Annotated in this window: 23 protein-coding genes; 6 read left to right on the forward strand and 17 right to left on the reverse strand. The window is 68.4% G+C overall.

The window, feature by feature from the left end; genetic code table 11:
* Positions 1-352: 352 nt before the first annotated feature.
* From EAO76_RS26345 to EAO76_RS26375, 7 genes are all read right to left on the reverse strand, one after another.
* The gene (locus tag EAO76_RS26345; RefSeq protein WP_148838425.1) at positions 353-769 is read right to left on the reverse strand and encodes a hypothetical protein; all 417 of its coding nucleotides are present in this window, start codon (positions 767-769) and stop codon (positions 353-355) included.
* The gene (locus EAO76_RS26350) at positions 766-1,185 is read right to left on the reverse strand and encodes a hypothetical protein (protein WP_148838426.1); all 420 of its coding nucleotides are present in this window, start codon (positions 1,183-1,185) and stop codon (positions 766-768) included. The genes EAO76_RS26345 and EAO76_RS26350 overlap by 4 nt, the downstream gene beginning before the upstream one ends.
* Positions 1,182-2,060, reverse strand: coding sequence for a hypothetical protein (locus tag EAO76_RS26355; protein ID WP_148838427.1), 879 nt, complete (start codon positions 2,058-2,060; stop codon positions 1,182-1,184). The genes EAO76_RS26350 and EAO76_RS26355 overlap by 4 nt, the downstream gene beginning before the upstream one ends.
* The gene (locus EAO76_RS26360; protein WP_148838428.1) at positions 2,057-2,335 is read right to left on the reverse strand and encodes a hypothetical protein; all 279 of its coding nucleotides are present in this window, start codon (positions 2,333-2,335) and stop codon (positions 2,057-2,059) included. The genes EAO76_RS26355 and EAO76_RS26360 overlap by 4 nt, the downstream gene beginning before the upstream one ends.
* A gap of 68 nt (positions 2,336-2,403) precedes the next feature.
* Positions 2,404-4,005: a DNA cytosine methyltransferase gene (locus EAO76_RS26365; RefSeq protein WP_148838429.1), complete on the reverse strand. Its 1,602-nt coding sequence runs from the start codon at positions 4,003-4,005 to the stop codon at positions 2,404-2,406.
* Positions 4,005-5,231 (reverse strand): hypothetical protein, encoded by a 1,227-nt coding sequence (locus EAO76_RS45525; RefSeq protein WP_222872205.1) that lies wholly within the window; start codon positions 5,229-5,231, stop codon positions 4,005-4,007. Before EAO76_RS45525 ends, EAO76_RS26365 begins: the two co-directional genes overlap by 1 nt.
* 82 nt (positions 5,232-5,313) lie before the next feature.
* Positions 5,314-5,868 carry a hypothetical protein gene (locus tag EAO76_RS26375; RefSeq protein ID WP_148838430.1) on the reverse strand — a complete coding sequence of 185 codons (555 nt, stop codon included), beginning with the start codon at positions 5,866-5,868 and terminating at the stop codon, positions 5,314-5,316.
* Positions 5,869-6,004: 136 nt separating this feature from the next.
* On the opposite strand from EAO76_RS26375, the gene EAO76_RS26380 reads away from it, so the two are divergent.
* The 3 genes from EAO76_RS26380 to EAO76_RS26390 all read left to right on the forward strand — a co-directional run bounded on the left by EAO76_RS26380 (position 6,005) and on the right by EAO76_RS26390 (position 7,056).
* The gene (locus EAO76_RS26380) at positions 6,005-6,421 is read left to right on the forward strand and encodes a WYL domain-containing protein (RefSeq protein ID WP_148838431.1); all 417 of its coding nucleotides are present in this window, start codon (positions 6,005-6,007) and stop codon (positions 6,419-6,421) included.
* Between the two features lie 9 nt (positions 6,422-6,430).
* A complete protein-coding gene (locus tag EAO76_RS26385) occupies positions 6,431-6,727 on the forward strand; it encodes a hypothetical protein (protein WP_148838432.1) in 297 nt (98 codons plus the stop codon).
* A 134-nt stretch (positions 6,728-6,861) separates the two neighbouring features.
* On the forward strand, positions 6,862-7,056 hold the full coding sequence (locus tag EAO76_RS26390) for a DUF6011 domain-containing protein (RefSeq protein WP_148838433.1): 195 nt from the start codon (positions 6,862-6,864) through the stop codon (positions 7,054-7,056).
* A 686-nt stretch (positions 7,057-7,742) separates the two neighbouring features.
* Here the strand turns inward: EAO76_RS26390 and EAO76_RS26395 are convergent.
* From EAO76_RS26395 to EAO76_RS26405, 3 genes are read right to left on the reverse strand one after another with little or no spacing between them, the layout of a single operon-like run.
* A complete protein-coding gene (locus tag EAO76_RS26395; RefSeq protein ID WP_148838434.1) occupies positions 7,743-8,825 on the reverse strand; it encodes a LacI family DNA-binding transcriptional regulator in 1,083 nt (360 codons plus the stop codon).
* Positions 8,822-9,985, reverse strand: a complete 1,164-nt coding sequence (locus tag EAO76_RS26400; RefSeq protein ID WP_262375764.1) for a tyrosine-type recombinase/integrase — start codon at positions 9,983-9,985, stop codon at positions 8,822-8,824. Before EAO76_RS26400 ends, EAO76_RS26395 begins: the two co-directional genes overlap by 4 nt.
* Before the next feature lie 4 nt (positions 9,986-9,989).
* Positions 9,990-10,325: a hypothetical protein gene (locus EAO76_RS26405; protein ID WP_148838436.1), complete on the reverse strand. Its 336-nt coding sequence runs from the start codon at positions 10,323-10,325 to the stop codon at positions 9,990-9,992.
* Positions 10,326-10,701: 376 nt separating this feature from the next.
* Here EAO76_RS26405 and EAO76_RS26410 point away from each other — a divergent pair, with 376 nt between their 5' ends.
* From EAO76_RS26410 to EAO76_RS26420, 3 genes are all read left to right on the forward strand, one after another.
* A complete protein-coding gene (locus EAO76_RS26410) occupies positions 10,702-11,130 on the forward strand; it encodes a type II toxin-antitoxin system Phd/YefM family antitoxin (protein WP_148838437.1) in 429 nt (142 codons plus the stop codon).
* Positions 11,131-11,206: 76 nt separating this feature from the next.
* Entirely contained in the window at positions 11,207-11,497 is a 291-nt protein-coding gene (locus EAO76_RS26415; RefSeq protein WP_148838438.1) for a hypothetical protein, read from the forward strand.
* A gap of 11 nt (positions 11,498-11,508) precedes the next feature.
* Positions 11,509-11,724 (forward strand): hypothetical protein, encoded by a 216-nt coding sequence (locus EAO76_RS26420; RefSeq protein WP_148838439.1) that lies wholly within the window; start codon positions 11,509-11,511, stop codon positions 11,722-11,724.
* 53 nt (positions 11,725-11,777) lie between these two features.
* Here EAO76_RS26420 and EAO76_RS26425 read toward each other — a convergent pair whose 3' ends face one another.
* The 7 genes from EAO76_RS26425 to EAO76_RS26460 form a co-directional block, all read right to left on the reverse strand.
* Positions 11,778-11,981 (reverse strand): DUF6207 family protein, encoded by a 204-nt coding sequence (locus tag EAO76_RS26425; protein WP_148838440.1) that lies wholly within the window; start codon positions 11,979-11,981, stop codon positions 11,778-11,780.
* Positions 11,982-12,151: 170 nt separating this feature from the next.
* A complete protein-coding gene (locus EAO76_RS26430; protein WP_148838441.1) occupies positions 12,152-13,192 on the reverse strand; it encodes a hypothetical protein in 1,041 nt (346 codons plus the stop codon).
* Between the two features lie 837 nt (positions 13,193-14,029).
* Positions 14,030-14,377 (reverse strand): hypothetical protein, encoded by a 348-nt coding sequence (locus tag EAO76_RS26440; RefSeq protein WP_148838443.1) that lies wholly within the window; start codon positions 14,375-14,377, stop codon positions 14,030-14,032.
* A gap of 14 nt (positions 14,378-14,391) precedes the next feature.
* Positions 14,392-14,727 (reverse strand): hypothetical protein, encoded by a 336-nt coding sequence (locus EAO76_RS26445; RefSeq protein ID WP_148838444.1) that lies wholly within the window; start codon positions 14,725-14,727, stop codon positions 14,392-14,394.
* A 31-nt stretch (positions 14,728-14,758) separates the two neighbouring features.
* Positions 14,759-15,724 carry a peptidoglycan-binding protein gene (locus EAO76_RS26450; protein WP_148838445.1) on the reverse strand — a complete coding sequence of 322 codons (966 nt, stop codon included), beginning with the start codon at positions 15,722-15,724 and terminating at the stop codon, positions 14,759-14,761.
* A complete protein-coding gene (locus EAO76_RS26455) occupies positions 15,721-16,545 on the reverse strand; it encodes a hypothetical protein (RefSeq protein ID WP_148838446.1) in 825 nt (274 codons plus the stop codon). Before EAO76_RS26455 ends, EAO76_RS26450 begins: the two co-directional genes overlap by 4 nt.
* 161 nt (positions 16,546-16,706) lie before the next feature.
* Positions 16,707-16,922 (reverse strand): hypothetical protein, encoded by a 216-nt coding sequence (locus EAO76_RS26460; RefSeq protein WP_148838447.1) that lies wholly within the window; start codon positions 16,920-16,922, stop codon positions 16,707-16,709.
* Positions 16,923-16,956 lie beyond the last annotated feature (34 nt).

Consider the following 16,956-nt stretch of genomic DNA (forward strand, 5'->3'; position numbering starts at 1 on the left):
TCTGATAGCCCGGATCCCCGGGTAAGCTTCGCCATAGAACTGGCACCTTCTTCTAGCGGAGTGTGGTGTCGGTCCGCCCCCGCACCAGATGTTTGCCGCATCTGGGGTACTGCGGGGGCTTTCCTGTTGTCTTGGTGACCCCGTCCGACCGTACTCGTTTCTGAGTGGTCGTCTGGCGCCAGGCTGAGCCTACCGGTTCCGCGCTCCACTTGTCCCACCCCTTGCTCAACGTGTCGTTGATCGGACTAGTCATCAGATAGGCAGCTCATCGCACGGCTGTACGGCCAACGATCTCTGTCCTATAAAAATTCACACCAAGTAACGTGAGCCAGCGCGGAGGCCTGGCACCCCTTCAAGAAGCCCTGGCCAGCAAAGAGGAAGAGAAGGACTTGGGCTCGGCCCGGATCTCATGAACCTGGCCCTGCGCCTCGGGCCCCTCCACGGCGGGGCCGTGCGGTGCGGCGGCGCGGCGTCCGGCGCGGCCTTTCGTTGCCGCGGTGCAGCACACATCACACCGGCATTGCAGGCAGTTGTACCGGTACTCGCCGTGCGGGACGTTCTCCCGCCGCGCCTTCTTCCCCGCTGCTTTCGCGTCCGTGAGGGCGCGGCCGAAGTCGGGGTCGGTGCGGGCGTGGCGTGGCGGGACGTTGGGGTGGATGCCCGCGGTGGCGGCCGCGTCGGCCAGGGTCATGCCAGCGGTAACGGCGTCGAGGTACTGCTGCCGCTTCGGCGCGTCGAACACGGGGCGGTTGGTGGCGGTGTACGTCACGGGTGGCCCCCTTCCCGCACGCCGATGATGGTGTTGAGGGGTTCGTGGTCGGCGGGGTGCCGGGGCGGGTGGATGCTGGCGGACCGGGCGGCCTTGCCGGCCATGGCCGTGTACCCGGCGTCGACGAGGGCGGCCCGGAGCCGGTCCAGGGCCTCCGGGGTCCAGGACGGCTGGGCGGCCAGGTGCCCGGCCCGGTACCCGACCGGCAGGGCTGCCTCCCAGATCTGCCGCACCACTCTGGGGTCGACGTCCGGGAACAGGTACTGCGGCAGCTTGGCGGGGGTGCCCGCGGTGTCGAGCATGGCGGCGGCGAGGATCCCGGCGAGGTACTCCCCGGACGACTGGCAGCGGTCGGCGAGGACCTGGTCGGTGTGGGTGGTGGTCGCCATCGGGGTGGTGCCGGGTGTGGTGGTCATGCTGCGGGCTCCAGAACGGTGGCGGGGAGAGGCAGGGCAGGGGCGGCTGGCGCGGGGGTGAAGTGCGGCAGGCGTCGATCGCCGGGGCGGGTGGCCGGGCCGCGGCCGGCAGGTACCTGGACGGAGGGTGTCGGTGTACGGCGTTGGCGGGGCCGCGGGGTGAGGAGGTCGAGCGGGAAGCCGGGCGCGATGCGCCGCTGCCTGCTGCCGTCGGTGTTCGGGGCGGCTGCGATCGGCCACAGCCCGTCCCACACGATTCGGTGCGTGCCGGGGAGCAGCCCGTGGCGGACGGCCGCGACCAGGAGGTCATCGCGGGACGCGGTCTCCTTGTTCAGCCCCAGAAGGGAACACAGGGCGGAGCGGTGCCAGTTCGTGCGGCGGACGTCCATGCCCGCCCGGTGCGCGACCCGGGTCTCGTACAGCTCCACGGCCAGGGCCCGCAGCACCGCGAGCTTCTGCGGGGATTGGGCCTCGGCCAGGGCCTGCTCCGACACCACGGCCGTACCCGCGCGGCGGGCGATCAGGGCACGGTGACGCTCCAGGGCGATTTGGCCGCCCCACACCCCTTCCGGCTCCGCCAGGCGCACCACGTCCGGGGCCCCGCCCGAACCCGCCTCCACGACCTCGGTGCTCGCGTAGGTGCGGCACAGGGCCTGCACGGGGCAGTACCCGCAGACCCTGACCGCGGCTTTCTCCCGGGCGATCCGGTCGCGCTGCGGTTCCGCACCGTCCCCCGTGTACGGGGCCCATGCGTCCACGGACACATCCGGATCCCCCGCAGCCATCCTCGGGTTGTCGGGGTCGGGGGCGCAGCCCCGGTACCGGTAGTGCGGGTGGTCGGTGAGCTCCTGCCGGGCTGCGATCGGGTCCGTCATGGGGTGTCCTCCTCCTGCGGGTTGTGGCGGGTAGTGCGGGCCAGTTCGTCGTCGACGATGCGGTCGGCGGCTTCCAGGACGCGCTGCTCTGCGATCGCGGCGTCGATACGACGGCGGAAGACGGCCATGTCCCGGTGCCGGGCAGCATCGGTGAGACGGACCATGGCCCGCTCCAGCCGGAGCACGCGCTGCAGGGCGCACATACGCCACCACGCCATGCCCCCGGCCAGGGCCAGGGCGGCGAACCCGCCCACGGCTATCGAGTACACGGCCATCGCCTCCTTCAGGGCCCAGGTACTACGGGGAAGACAGCGGCCGGCCCCGACTGGGGCCGGCCGACGGATCAGGCGGCAGCACTCATCTGTTGTTCTGGCTGTGCATACCGCTCCATCTCCTCGCCGTTGATTGCCTCGACGAGAGCGCAGAGGATGACCTCGGCGGCGTTCGGGGTGACGGCATTGCCGTACTGGCGGACCTTGTCGCGCTTGGATCCGAGAACGATGTAGTCGTCGGCGAAGGACATGGCCCGGCCGATCTCGTGCGGCTCCAGCATCCGAAACCGGACGTCGTTGATGTCGACGTCGCCCCGCACGAGGGCGTACCGGTCGCGGGTGGACAGGGCGCCGATCGGCTCGGCGACGGTTCGCGCGGTGCCGTTGCTGTAGTAGGGGATCAGCAGGTCCTGCCAGTCCACCGACTCCGGGGTGACGAGTCCGTGGTGGTTCCCGGACGCGGTCACCGTGGCTAGGGCCTCGGTCACCGACCGGGCGACGGAGCCGCCGCCGCGCAACTCGGCGATGAACGGCAGCCACGCCAACCCGGTCTCGTTCCGGGTCGTCATCGTGCGCAGCGGGTCGTGCGCGGAGCGGGCTTCCTTGCCCTCCCGGCCCTCCACCGGGACGAGGAGTGGCGGGACCATCAGCCCGTCATTCTCCCGCGTCGTGCGGGTAGCCATGGGCTCACCGACGCTGACGGCCGAGTCCCGCCAGGTTCCTCCGGCCGGGACCATCATCGGAACGGGCCGGGAGAACTTCTTCAGCCCGGCCTGGATGCGGGCGATCGTCTTGTCCGCGAGCGGCTTTGTCCGGTCCCCGATCCGCTGCCCGGGGATGGACCAGTCGATCGCCGCGGCGGCCGGCAGCGCCTCGGGTTCGACGACCTGGTTCCGGCAACTGGTGCGGGGGCAGCGGTAGACGTACTGGGTGCGGTAGCGGCCCATGTCGCGGCCCGGCGTCTTGAACACCTGCATGGCCTGGACGTACTCGTCGCAGCCGGAGCACCAGGCGCGCGGCCGGAGCCACTTGTCCCAGTCCGGGGTACGGCCGAGCGATTCGTGCCAGTACCCGACGTACAGCCGGTCCCGGGACTGCGGGGCTGCGTGCACGGACCGCGGGTTGGCGTGCATGGAGTTCAGGGCGATGATCCGGGTGCGGTAGCCCATCTTGTGCAGCTCGCCGATCCACCGGTCCCATTGGTCCCAGGCCCTGACGTCGGTGACGTTCTCGACGACCCCCGCCTTCACCAGGCCGCCGCGCTCGATGACGCCCCGCAGGTACAGCGGCACCTCTTCCATGAGTGCCCGGGATTCCTCCTCCAGGTCGGCCGGCTCTTCCTCGGCCTGGTCCGCGAGGAGGTCGAGGAGGCTGCCCTGCATGGCCATGTCGAAGTTGCGGCGCTTCCCCTTGGCCACGGACCAGTTCGTGCATTCCGGGGAGGCCCAGAAGATGTCGGTGACGGGCCAGTTCCAGACCGGCGCCTTGCGAATGTCGCCGCGGTAGTGGCTGGCCTCGGGGAAGTTCGCCTCGTGGGAGTCGATTGCCTTCGCCCAGTGGTTCGCGGCCCTGGTCACCCGGACACCGGGCACAGCATGGGCGCCCTGGGAGGAGCCGCCCGCGCCACAGAACCAGTCCATGACCGTCAGCGCGGTGTCGTCGTTGCGGTACATCAGGCGGCGCTCCTCTCAGATTGGTGGGCGCTCTGCTCGACCTGGCGGGCCTGCTCCTTGAGCTCGGCGATGCGGGCAGTGACCATGTCGCCGAACGGCACCCACCCGCCGACCGGGCCCTCGACTTCGCGCAGCAGTTGGTTGCGGCGGCCGGCCTCGGCCATGTCCTTCGTGAGCTCGCTGAAGTCGTTCCAGTGGCGCTGCACTTGGAGCATCAGCTGGTCGATCGGGTCCGGGCCAGACGGGGTGCTCTGTTGTTCCGGATTCGCGGGCGGCTGCTTGCTGCTCTCGCCATTCAGCTCCGCGATGCGGTTGACGAGCAGGTCCTCGATACGGGTCGGGGCTTCCGGGGTGCCGAACGGGATGGTGACGTCCGCGAGACCCTTGGCGCGGGCCTCTTCGAGGTTCTTCTCCGCTGCGGCCGCGTCGTTCCACCCGGCGCGCATGGCCTTGATGAACCGCTGAGTCTTCTCCGCTTCGACGAGCTCACGGATCCGGTCGTCGATGATCTGACCGAACAGGCGCATCGACCCTGACCGGTCGCGTACCTGGGACTCGTGGAAGGACTCCTCCCCGACCTGAACCTTTACCGCGCGCAAGCCCTCCAGGTGGCCCCACCGCTTCTGCATCAGGCCGTACAGGTCCTCCAGCCGGTCTTCCCGGCACGGCTCGGTCGACATGGTCTTCTTCTGCGCGTTTGCCTCGTCCATGTCCGTCTTCGACCACAGCGCGAGGGCGGCACCGAAGCGCATCCCGGCGTTCCGCAAGGCATCGCCGATGGCTTCCTTCACGGCGTTCGGACCGGTCTTGCCCTGGGAGTCGCCGTACCCGAGCCGGGTGTGCCCAGCCACGGTCAGGCGAATCCACAGGCCACCGTTGTGGTCGAACCTCGGTAGACCGTCGGCGTCGAACGCCATCGGCTCCCACGTCCACAGCGGATCGGCCTCCAGGAGGCGTCCGGTCAGCTCGGCGTGACCGACGTAGTCGAGGTGCAGGTGCGCGTCGGTCATCTTCGCGTCGCAGACGTTGCACTTCTGACGGACGTGCTTGTCGCACACCTTGAACTGGGCCTTGGAACAGGCCCCGCACCAGATCTTCGGGAGCTTCGAGATTTGGTTGGGCTGGAACGGCTCGCGCAACTGAGCGAGAGCGTCGGCCTGATTTTGGGTGTGCGAGGTGGGGCCCTCCGCCGTGCTGCTGGCGGGGGCCTCGATGGCCGTGGCCATGAGGTCTCCTGTGAGGTTGTCGTGATGTGCTGCCGGTGCGTGGCCTAGTTGTCGGCTCCCAGGCCACGCACCGGGGCGGCGGCTACTTCTTCGCCGCCTTCGGGGCGTAAGGGCCGACCTTGTACTTGCTCATCAGGTACGCGGAGGCGACCAGGGCCGGCGAGTGGTCACCCCGCTCAGCGACCTGTTCGCGCAGGGAGTCCATCGCCCGGACGTTCAAATTGGGCATCTCGGTCCCGGACCCGTACGGGCTGCGCCCCGGGGCCACGGGGACGAACTTGCCGTCCAGGTACTTCTGCAGGCCCTCGTTGACCTCCTTGGCGAGCTTGTCTCCCGCCGCCTCGGCCCGGGTCTTGATCTGCTCGCGCCACTCGGCGGGCATGCGCATCGCCATGTTGCGGTCGAGGGAGTTGCTCGTGGCGGGGTCGGAGCGGCGCAGCCGGCCCCAGCCGTTCGGGGCGAGGACGGTGTCGATGGCGTCGGCAAGGTCAGGTTCGTTGACCTTGCGGAGCTTGGTGGCTGCGGCGGTGAGGCGGGAGCGGAGGTCGGTGTCCTTGGCGGGCACGGGGCGGTGTCCTCTCGGCGGGCGCCGGTCGGACCGGGTGCGGTTCGGCGGGCGCTGGGGGGTGTATGCCACGCCAGTTTCCTCCTTCTCGTATCGCGTACGCAATGACGCTTGGCGGGTGGTGGGTCCACCGTACTGCAAAGCTATTGCGTGCGCAATGGAAATGTGGAATGGTGGCCGCACACCAACCACACAGCGGGGGCACCGAATGCGACACACGAACCAGCAGACCACCACCAAGACCCTCGCCGACCTCTACCGCTCCCTGGACCGGCGCACCGCCGTCACGATCACCTATCTCAAGCCCGGAGAAGCCGAACCCGCCGTGCGGACCATCGAGGTGCACGAGATCCGCACCACCCGCGCCGGCGGCATCGTCATCGTCGCCATGTGCCGCCTCCGCAGCGAGGAGCGTCAGTTCCACCTGTCCGGCGTGCTCGCCTACACCACCCACCGAATCGCCTACGTCATCGACCGGCCCGAGCCCACCAAGTACATCCGCCCCACCCCCGCGCCGACCACGGACGCGCAGGCGCTGTTCTTCTACGAGCTCGCCCGCGACCAGGACGACGCCGACTACACCCCCCGCACCCTCATCCAGACCGACGCCGCGCTTGCTGCCTAGGAGACTTCCGTGAACGCGACAGAGCCCATGTCCCGCGACCGCCTCGCCGACATCGAGGCCGCCATCAACAGCCCGACCGGGCCGGCGGCTCAGGACGTACGAGATCTCCTTGCCGAGACCAAGCGCGCCCGCAACAATGCGGACGACCAGTACATGGAGGCCGACTACTGGCGCGAAAGCTACCGGCTCGCCAAGGGACTCACCGACGACGAGATCAACGCCATGATCGCTGCACGTGACGCGTCCAAGGCGCATCCCCGCCCGTGCTGGTTCCCCCACGAGGCATGCATCTGCGACACGGACTGACCCCACCCATGACGAAGGCCACCGCCCAAAATCAGGCAGTGGCCTTCCAAGTCGCAGTAATCGCGCACACGCAGTGTAGCCGGAGAACTCTCCACGCCACCAGCACTCTTCACACATCAGAGGACACTGGACCCATGGCCCGGACCACGCAGCCCACCCTCGTCGACACCCCGGCTGGCTACCGGCACCGGTACTGCCGCAAGTGCGGGCGCCCCCTCACCAACCTCGACTCCCGACTCACCGGGTACGGGCCCGAATGCGACCCCACCCGCCGGCCCGGGCACGCACCCGAGCATCATGTCGATCAGGAGCCACTGCCCGGCACGTAGTGGAATGATCCAGCACTCAGAACTCGGCGCACAGGGGGGATCCCGCAGTGAGCATCGACCCACCCAGACCAGTCAAGCGTCGTCGCTTCACCAGGACCAGGAACGCCCTGATCGCTGGGCTCAAGTGGATCTCCTACACGCTCGTCGCAGCCTTCGCACTCGGGTGGATCACCCTCATTGTCGTGGGGAACCTTGTCTGGGACAGGGACGACTCAGCCAAGACCCCAGCTGCGAAGCCCTCGCCGACAGAGGCCTCAACCCCCATAACCTGGCCAGTCCAGACCCGGCAGTGCCGAGACGGGTGGGGATCCCCCTCTATCGGGCAGCGAGGCGCGTGCAGTTGGCACGGGGGCGTCGTCACCATCTACCACTCAAGCCGCGGGGACCTGTTGACGCTCTGCCCGCCCCAGTATCAGCCGACGACTCTCGAACGAGCCCGGCAGCTCCTTGCCTCCGACGGTACCGTCGACTGCGACTTCGGACAGTCCGCATCAGCAGCTCCCTAGCCGCATCGAGCGCTGCCATCACTTTGCTGATCATCAGCCGCCCAGGATGCTTTGGCCCTTCACATAGGGGTGGGCCCCGCGGAACGTGCGAAGTGGCCGCGGGGCCCACCCGGAGAGCGCCGTCCTGTCAGGGCACCCACGCCGACCGTACGGGCAACCCGCCCTGACCGCCCGTCGACATCAGCCGGCCGGAGGCCCCTCCACCGGCACCGCCTCGACGGACCGCCGGATCTGCTCCATCGTCGTCGGCAACGGCTCCCACCCATGTGCACCGGCCATCACCCAGTTCAGTGCCGTGATGCCCCGCGCGTACGCCTGCCGCAACCCCTGCGGGCGCAGCGGCACACCCGGCGGGCCGGCCTTCGACGGCACCAGCGACACCCACAACGCGGTCTTCGCACCCTCCAGCGGCAGCGACTCCACCAGGCCCTGCCGCACCTTCAACCAGCGGCGCACCGCCACCCGGGAACCCTCACGCAGCGGGTACCACTCGACTTCCGGCAACGGCTCCAGCTCGGCGACCGCGGCCAGGACCCGCTGCCGGGTCTCCTCCGACACCCGCTCCACCCAACCACCCAGCACTGACCGGGCCGCCTCCGTCCCCACCTCAGCCAAAGCGGCGATCTCCTCGACCCGGTTCGGGGGCGCCTTCTGCTGCTGCCGGCGCACCGCCACCGCAGTCTCACCCGGGGCGAGGTCGGACAGAGACTGCACCGCCAGCTCCCCCGATCGTGGGGCCGCGTCCAGCATCACTGCCACGATCGCGAGCAACCGGGTCCGGTCCTCGTACGACAAGGCCGTCCCGTCCCGCTCCAGCGGCCCCTGCCCGGCCAGGTCCACCATCCCCCGGTACAAGGCATCCAGCGACCGGCCGCCGACCGTGGCCTTCGGCTCCGGGTTCGCGATCGACGGCAACCGCACCGTCTTCCCCGCGGGCAGGACCTCACAGGCCAGGATTTTCAAGCAGTCCCGCACGATCCGTTGCGTCCACTCCGGCAACGGTTTCCCGACATCCTTCTCCCAGTGCCGCAACTGCCCGTCCACTGCCAGGTCCCAGAACGGGCGCAGCGCAGCCCACGTGAACAACTGGGCCGCGGTCCGGGAAGCCCGGCCCGGCATCTCGTCCCGTCCCACAGCCCGGTCGAACATCCCGACAACCATCCGCAGCTGCCGCAGCCGGCCCTCCGACACCGAGCCCGCCATCCCGTCGACCACTGCGGCCAACTGCCGTACGGACGGGGCGCTGTGCTGCTTCGGGGTCACCCTTGCTCCTCTGCTGCGGCACGGCGCTTCGCCGCAACCTTCAGCCACGGATTCTCCGCCCTCGACTGGGCGCGGTCCAGGTACTCCCGCTTCACGACGGCCGAGCCGGCCTTCCACCGGCCCTGCTTCGTCGGATCCCCGCCGGCGCCAGCGATGGCCTGGGCACCGCCGCGGCGCAGCCCGTGCGCGGTGATCTGCTGCCAGTTCTTCGCCCCAGCCTTGTGCGCCCGGCTACGGACCCAGTCGTTGATGGCGTCCCCGGTCACGTAGTCGCCGCGCTCCTTCGCGACAGAACGGTTCTGCAGGGTGCCGCGCGAGGTGAGGGCCCGGAAGAACGCCCCCTTGCGCACCCCGAGACGGTGCAGGGCGGTCAGCCAGTCTCGTACGGCTGAGACTGGGTCGAGGAGCGGGTCGTCATCAGCGGGGATGTCGGTGTGCTCCCCCTTGGCGTCCTGGTCGGTCTTGGAGGACCGGATGTGGAGGGTGACGAAGTCGTCGTCGACAGCCACGTCGGCGATGGACAGGTCGGCGAGTTCGATACGCCGATTGAGGGCGCCTCGGCCGAGGAGGAGCATGCACCGGTCGCGGAGCCCGGCCGGCGTACGGAGGTCGCACGTGGCGACCATGGCCCGCAGCAGGTCGTCGGTGACCGGGGGCGCCTTGCGGACCGCGGTGCGCTTCGCCCACGTCTTCTTGTACTCGTTGAGCATGCCCCGGGCCTGCTTTGTGCCGGGCTTCTTGTCCTCGGGCATCCAGGTACGGATCGCGGACATGGCGGCGCTGATGGCGTTCGGAGACCGCCCGAGCTCGATGAGGTGGGCGACGTACTCAACGTAGGTAGCAGTGGTGCATGGGCGGGCGACGCGGCCCTGCTCGGCGCACCAGGTCTCGAAGATGCCGCGCTGGGAGGCGTAGTTGGCGCTGGTGTTCTTCGGCGCAGACTGGTTCTCCAGGCGGTCGGCGGTTCGCTGAGAGACCTGGAGGTCACGCTCGGTGTACGTCGGCTGATCGGCCTCGGTCGGGACGGACTGCCCGGGGTAGATGATCGTGTGCCGGTCCACCATCGGGCGTGCTGCTGGTGCAAGGTGGGGCTGGATGGCCGCGGGGAGGTGGTCGTCGTCCACGAGCTCGGCGTCGACCACCTCCACCTCGTCGTTCACGACGTCAGCCCCCAAGCGCCAGACGAACGCGGGCCATCTGAGGGTTCTCCCAGGCGGAGAGGTAGTCGGGGTGCTCCCGCCACTGCTCACCCGCGCCGGTCAGTAGATGCCAGGCCCGTTCGACGGCCTCGGCGTTGCCCTGGGCGAGGAGGTGCACGACGGACTCGGCCATGCCCGCGAGCCCGTACTTGTTGGAGTTCGAGACTCGGTAGAAGCGGGCGGCGGCATCGGGGTCCAGGTCCTCGTCGGTGTTGATCGCCTCCCACTCCTCGTTGACGCGGTCCTCGATGAAGGCCTGGAGCGCCTGTACGTCGTCGGCGGTGATGTGCGGCTGCGGCATCGGAACGGAAGATCCCTTCTCAGGGCGGCTCATGCAAGAGCCACCTACAAGGGAAATTATACGAGGGTGATCACAAGGCGGTCCCGCCGCACGGCTTCTGACTGGGGTGAGGGAACATTATCTGGAGTGAGGCAACAACGTTGCCCCCGCCGCGGTCACCTGGCGAGGGGATTGCTCGAACAGTGCGATTCTTCGCTGTGCGCGGGCGGGGTGAGTGCGAAGCCGCGCTCGCCGAGTTGCAGACGGAGCTGAGGTCGGACGAACCGGGCTGATCAACCAGAAGTGAGCTTATCGCGCATCAGAACCCTGGGTGGCGCTTGAGTGGAAGAGGGTGAACCCCTTGCGATCAAGACCTTACAGACCTTAAGGTTTCTTCATGGAGAAGTCCTACGGCATCGAAGCCGCCCGCGCTCAACTCGGCGACATCGCCGACCACGCTCGAACCACCGGGCAAGTCATTGCCCTCACCCGCCACGGCCGCACCATCGCCGTCATCGGCCCGGTCAAAGCCGTCCGTCCGGACCAAGGCATCAAGATGTCGCTGCACTTCCCCCATGCCGACTGGACCGTGCAGCTGCCTGTCGTCCCGAGGACGGGAGAGTTCTTCGAGTGGGAAGACCCCCAGCATGGCAGCGCGCGCTGGGAGGTGACCGAGGTGATCCACGTCGCCGACCCGAACGAGGCATATATCGCCATCACGCTGGACCCCGCCGACGAAGAAGCCCGCAAGCAAGTCAATCTGAAGCCCGCCTCAAAAGGAAACTTCCGCACTGAAAGCGCAACCTACCGTTACACCGAGCAGTGAGAAGCACGATCACGAGCGGCATCTACGACGACGGCACCCAGTACGGGCCCACCACCGAGCAGTGAGGACCACAACCATGCTGACCCTGAACGCCATCACCGGCGGAATCCGCGACGGTCGCCACCAGTACTACCCGACGCCCAACATCGAGGCTCGCTCGGTGGATTCGGAGGTAGCAGCCGAAGAGACCGCAGTCCGAATGTTCCGCGCCTACGGATCTATCAGCTATCTGCGGCTCCTTGATGCCGCAGGTGTCGAGGTTCGCGAGTACCGTCGTGGCCACTTCTTTCAGTCGACGTCGCCCCTCCGAGACGTCGCCCACCGCGTCGTCGACGAGGACCTGGCCGCCCGCACCACCAAGCAGTGAGGACCACGACCATGAGCCGACCGTCCAAGCCGTGGCGGACCACTCTGCCGTCCCTCGACGGCCCGACCCACAAGCCCTACACCTCGGAAGCCGCCGTCCGCGCGGCGGGCGAGGCCGAGAAGGCGACTACCAGTGCCAACCGGATCACAATTGAAAAGTGGTCGGACGGACACTGGGGCGAGTGGCTCTGCTGGGTCCGCACAGGCAACGAATGGACCGCCCAGTAAGCCGAACAGCACGGTGCCCCCGGCCAGGATCAGTGGCCGGGGGCACCTCCGCGTCAGGATACCGGTCGCACATCCGCGTACGTCCGCACCCGCACCCCCGGCTCACCCGGCACCCGCCACACCTCCGACGGACCCGATGTCGCCCACCGCTCACCCAGCTCCGCGACCGCGGCCAGAGCCGTCTCCTCGTCGCCGGCCGCCACCTCCACCACAACCAAGCCCGGCTTGGACACATGCACCGCATCGAAAGTCCTCATGCCCGTACCGAGACGAGCAGACGGACGCCCGGTTCCTGACCAGCGGGTTGTTCACCAGGACGGGGCGAAGTGGCGCGAGAGGGTGACCCCAGCGGAGTGCTTGGCGGTCGAGTAGGAACCGCGCGCGTTCGCGAGTCCCGATCGTCGGAGCGGGCTGCCCCACACGCGACTCAGCGGGCGGCCTTCTTTTGCAGGACCCATACGTAGTGCCACTTGCCGTGTGCGCGTTTGGGTTTGATGTCAGCAAATGCCTGGATGGTCGGCCACAAGCCGGTTGCGCCGGCCGCGATCGTCGCGCTGGTGGCAAGCGCGCCTTGGAGGGCTTCGGGACGCACCGCAGCGAGGACGGCGCTCGTCGACCCCAGTACGGCACCGGACCGGATCAGGGCCCGGGACCGGGCCGCTTTGTTGATTTCCGCGGTAGCGGCGCGCAACTCGTCGCGGATGGTGAGCGCGATCCGTTCCAGGGCGACCTGGGAGTCGACCGCTTCCAGCGCGTCGTCGAGGTCGAGGAGCCGAGAGCGCATGAAGTCGCGGTACTGGGTGTAGGAGTCGAACTCCTCGCTGGTGACCTGCGCGAAGTCGCTGAGGCTGAGCCCATCGATGAAGGGCAGATCAATCTCCAGGATCGGCCGGACTACCCGGCTGGCCAACGGCTTGGCCCTCGACAGATCCACGGCACGGCCGTGCTCCACCACAAAGTCGATCGACTGGTCACTGAACGAAGGGAGCGGATCGGGATTCGGAGGTTCCCGGTCAAGGTCCGAATCACGGACAGAGGCCCCGGTAATTTTGATCGGAAAATACCAAACCAGCCCACTGCGTAGCAGAGGCTCAGCATTCAGGAGCCACTGGCCTAGCTCTCCAATGTCCTTGGTCACCATTCCGTAGCGACTGATCCGACCTGTGCCGTATTCCGCTCCGGTTCCTGATGGGTCGACGATACGGGTTTCGGTTGGCCAGAACCCAAGCTGGTGCACAGCTCCGGTGCCGTGCTCGGACAGCAGCATGGTGTCCGTGACCAGAACAACCCGTTTGGTGACATGGGTGAAGCTCCCCATCTCTGAGGACAGCCCGACGTAGTACGGGGCGGCCGAGGTGTTCTTCGCGCGTAGTAGACGCAGGGAGTCGACTTCTCGACCGTACTTGATGGCGACATCCTGGGCAGACGTCCTCTCCTGCCCCGAGAGCGAGTCGTAGAACGCGTTCATCCGGGCCGCCACACCACGGTTCTGTGCCCGTCGGTCCTGCCACGCTCGCCATCCACGTCGGAACATCCGCACAGCATGACGGGCGACCGAACACCCTGTCCAGCAGGTGCCCTAGCGACATGGTGGGGCTGTCAAGTCGGGCAAGATCATGTTACTTGGTGTGAATTTTTATAGGACAGAACCCCTGATCGGGGGCCCTTCACGGTGCTTACCGAGGTCTCCTCAGTACGGCTGCGGTCGACGAGTCGCTGGTAGGGGTCGGTGCACTGGTGAGCGTGCACCGGTACCGAGGGCTGCTCGGGTCGAAGTCGTCGACCCGACTGCACTGGTACGTAGCCCCGGCGGAGTCGGTGTACGTCCACGCGGCCGGCGGCGCCCCATCGGAGCCGTTCTTGCCGTCGGCCCCTGGCGGCCCTGCCGGTCCGGGGTCTCCCTTGGCCCCGTCTGCCCCCGGCGCGCCGGACGGGCCAGGCGTTCCGGGCGTGCCGACCCCGTCGATGCCGGGGCTTCCGGAGGGTCCTACCGGCCCAGTCGGACCGGTAGGACCAGGCACCCCGGGCTCCCCCTTGTCTCCCCGGTCGCCCTTCAAGCCCGCAGGGCCGACGACTGAATCGCCGGGCTGGCCGCGGCTTCCTGGCGGGCCGGCCACCGGGGATTCCCCGAGCTGCTCCACTTGCTGCGCCAGGGCGTCCCTGGCCTCGTTCGCGGTGCGGAGGTCATGGGACAGGCCCTGCAGCATGACGACGAGGAGCCCGAACGCCGCCAGCGCCACCGCAGCCCCCAGCCCGAACAGGAGGTCGCTGCGGCGCCGTTCCGCGCCCGTATTCTTGTGTCGTCTCATGCTCCCGCCCCCTGGGCGTTCAGGTATACGGTCAGGATCAGCAGCAGCACGGGGGCGACGAGGGCTGTGAAAATCAGGCGGCGATCAGCGGCCCTCCGGTCAGCCGCCCGCTGCTCTTCTTCCCTGCGGTTCTGAGCGGCCTGCTCCCTCGCCTCCTCAATGCCCCGGACTCGCTCGATCAGCAGCTTCAACGCGTCGTCGCGCGCCACCTGCTCGAGCTGGTACCTCTCCAGGGACACTTTGCTGTCGAGGCGGAGGCCGAGCTCCCGGAAGTCGTCCTTGAGGTCGGTGCGTACGTCTTCCAGGCGGCGCATCACCTCGCCGAGAGTCGGCTCGTCGGGCACGGGGTTACTCCACCTCAGGCGCTGGTCGGCTTGGTCGGCGAAACCTGGCCTCGGGTCAGGAGGCCGAGGACGGCGAGGACCACGGCGTTCAGGGCGCCGACCGTCTCCGGGGAGACGCTGAAGCCGTACGCGGCAAGCAGCGCGACGGCTGCTGCGACGAGGCCGGTGAACGCGGACGGGGCGATCGGCCGAGTGACGACTGCGGTGACTGCGGCAAACACGGCGGACAGGGCGGCCACGATCGCGCCGGCCTGCTCCCCGGTCAGCCCGGCGTTGAAGGACACCAGGAGCGACAGGGCGGCCGACACAGTAGCGATGATGAGGGCCGGTTCACGGCCGAAGATCTTCACGAGGTTCTCCTTGAGGGACGGGGTGGGGTGGTCAGGACTTGGGGACGCGGAGTTTTGCCCACGACGCTGCGCCCGGAATTCCGTCGGCGGCCGAGCCCGTGTAGCCGAGCTTCCGCTGCCATGCGGCGTAGGACGATCGATCGGCGTTTGTCCAGTTCGGACCGGGCCCACTGCTGTAGGCGCCGCAGCCCTCCGCAACCAGCCGTCTTCCCATCGCGGTGATGACGGCAGAGTGACGGCCGCCGTGGAAGAACGAAGCGCCGGGAAACGGCTCCAGTTGCTGGGCGCTGGGAGCCGACGACTTGCCGGGCACCTTGAGCTTCTGGCCGATGGTCAGCTTGTTCGGGTCCTTGAGACTGTTCAGCTCCGCCAGAGCGGCCACGGTCGTCTTGTGTGCGGTGGCAATGGAGGAGAGCGTGTCCCCCTTCTTCACCGTGTACGTGGCGCTCGGGCTGGTTCCGCCCCCAGTGCTCGGCGGCGGCGTCGATCCGCCGGCGGGCCGAGGGGCGCCCTTCTTCACCCAGGCGTACAGCGGGCCGCCGGGGCAGGCGGTGGCGTAGCCGTCACGGTGCCCCTTGATCTCGCCTCCAGCGCCGTTCTTGCGGAGCAGCTCAATGCCGTCGCGGATCGCGGACAGCATGGCGTCGGTCGGCTCGGTCAGGCCGGATGATCCGACGAGACCGACGATCGCGTAGTGCGCCTGGTTGAGGGCCTGGTTGCCGTTGGCGCCGGTGCGGCGACCGATGCTGCGGCCTTCGAGGAGGTATCCGTGAGGGCAGGCCGCGTAGTTGTAGGCGACGTCGCTGTAGTTTTCGACCTTGTTGGCGAGGTGGGACTTGCGTATCGCCTTCCACTCGGCGATGCACGCGTCGTGATCTGTCGACAGCTTGACGGAGACTGCGGTCCCCTCGTAGTGGACCTTCACGCCCTTGGTACTGGTCTGTGTCGGCGCTGCTGACGCGGGCCAGCCGAGGTCGGATCGGGTGACAAGCTTCATGGGGTAACTCCGTCTAGGCGGGGCTGGATGATGTCGACCTGCTCGAGAAGCTGCAGGTAGGTGGAGAGGTAGAACCGGCCGTCTCCTTGGTCGCCCCATGCGGCCCCCCATGATTGGCGGAAGCGCAGGACGGTACGGGCGGGATCGAGAGCGCCGTCGACCAGGGCGACGTCTTCGAGGGCGGTGATGCAGACCTCGTGTCCGCCTTCGAGCGGGGAGCTGGTCCAGTCGGAATCGGCGTCGATGAATCCGCCGGGGCCTGGGTCGGACATGGCGGCGTACCAGGGCAGCCCCATCAGGGCTGGCCCGGTCTGCAGGAGCACGCAGAGTTCCTCCGCTGTGGTGGCGTGCCCGTACTGGTCGATGAGCCCCCGGGCGCGGAGGGCCTTGGCGACGCCGAGACCGGACGAGCCGACGTCCTGCGACGGCCACGTCATGTCGGACCACTGGTCGCAGGTGGTGGCGTCGGCGTACAGGCCGATCGCGAAGTGCTCGGCGTCCGCAGCATCTGAGGTGTTCAGCGAGGCGGCGTAGGCCTGTTCGGGGGTGAGAAGGATCGACAGGAGAGCTGTGGCGGCGTTGCCCGTGCAGGAGGCGAGGGCGTCCACGTCAGCGTCCAGCCCGTACGCCTGCGCAGTGCGGATGCCCTGAGCGAGGAGGTTCCGCTGGTCGAGGACGGGGATTCGCGGCTCCCACGCCGTGGCGCGGAGCGGTTGTCCGTCGTAGGGGCGGCGGTAGGCGAGGCTGCGCGGGTCCAGCACGAGGTGCCGGCCGAGGCCGGGCTGGGGGTTGTACTGGTGGATCGTGAGATCGGTGGGCACTCGCCCGTGCTCCTGCACTCCCCGCGCCCAGAGCTGGATGGCTGATGTGCTGCGTCGGCCGTCAGCCGGGTTGCAGTCCCTCGGGGGTGGTGCGGGCGGAGGGTCGCCCTATGAGTCAGCGTACGGCGGGGCCAACTGGTCGCTGCCCCTGGTCGGAATGGTCAGGAAACAGGTTCCTCGGCTGGTTCGGCGGCGGGCGCTTCGATTACCTGGTCGCTGACGATGATTTCTGCCCTGCCGGTGCCTTCCCAGGCGACGTCGACACGGAGTGTCTCGCCAGCAACCAGGAACCCCTTGATGGCGGCAATCAGGTCGTCGACACGGCTGGTGAGGTCCTGGTCCTCCCAGGTCGCAACCTGATCGGCGTTGAGAGGCACGGTGATCCTGATGTCTCGGTCGATGCTCTGGATG

Source organism: Streptomyces sp. sk2.1, assembly GCF_008120935.1.
Lineage (GTDB): Bacteria > Actinomycetota > Actinomycetes > Streptomycetales > Streptomycetaceae > Streptomyces.

Bases quoted from the DNA above. Each gene is read 5' to 3' on its own strand.
- EAO76_RS26365 (WP_148838429.1), bottom strand. From the start codon at position 4,005: ATGTACCGCAACGACGACACCGCGCTGACGGTCATGGACTGGTTCTGT.
- EAO76_RS26390 (WP_148838433.1), top strand. From the start codon at position 6,862: ATGGCCCGGACCACGCAGCCCACCCTCGTCGACACCCCGGCTGGCTAC.
- EAO76_RS26405 (WP_148838436.1), bottom strand. From the start codon at position 10,325: ATGCCGCAGCCGCACATCACCGCCGACGACGTACAGGCGCTCCAGGCC.
- EAO76_RS26420 (WP_148838439.1), top strand. From the start codon at position 11,509: ATGAGCCGACCGTCCAAGCCGTGGCGGACCACTCTGCCGTCCCTCGAC.
- EAO76_RS26425 (WP_148838440.1), bottom strand. From the start codon at position 11,981: ATGAGGACTTTCGATGCGGTGCATGTGTCCAAGCCGGGCTTGGTTGTG.
- EAO76_RS26380 (WP_148838431.1), top strand. From the start codon at position 6,005: ATGCGACACACGAACCAGCAGACCACCACCAAGACCCTCGCCGACCTC.
- EAO76_RS45525 (WP_222872205.1), bottom strand. From the start codon at position 5,231: ATGGCCACGGCCATCGAGGCCCCCGCCAGCAGCACGGCGGAGGGCCCC.
- EAO76_RS26360 (WP_148838428.1), bottom strand. From the start codon at position 2,335: ATGGCCGTGTACTCGATAGCCGTGGGCGGGTTCGCCGCCCTGGCCCTG.
- EAO76_RS26350 (WP_148838426.1), bottom strand. From the start codon at position 1,185: ATGACCACCACACCCGGCACCACCCCGATGGCGACCACCACCCACACC.
- EAO76_RS26415 (WP_148838438.1), top strand. From the start codon at position 11,207: ATGCTGACCCTGAACGCCATCACCGGCGGAATCCGCGACGGTCGCCAC.
- EAO76_RS26410 (WP_148838437.1), top strand. From the start codon at position 10,702: ATGGAGAAGTCCTACGGCATCGAAGCCGCCCGCGCTCAACTCGGCGAC.
- EAO76_RS26450 (WP_148838445.1), bottom strand. From the start codon at position 15,724: ATGAAGCTTGTCACCCGATCCGACCTCGGCTGGCCCGCGTCAGCAGCG.
- EAO76_RS26355 (WP_148838427.1), bottom strand. From the start codon at position 2,060: ATGACGGACCCGATCGCAGCCCGGCAGGAGCTCACCGACCACCCGCAC.
- EAO76_RS26430 (WP_148838441.1), bottom strand. From the start codon at position 13,192: ATGAACGCGTTCTACGACTCGCTCTCGGGGCAGGAGAGGACGTCTGCC.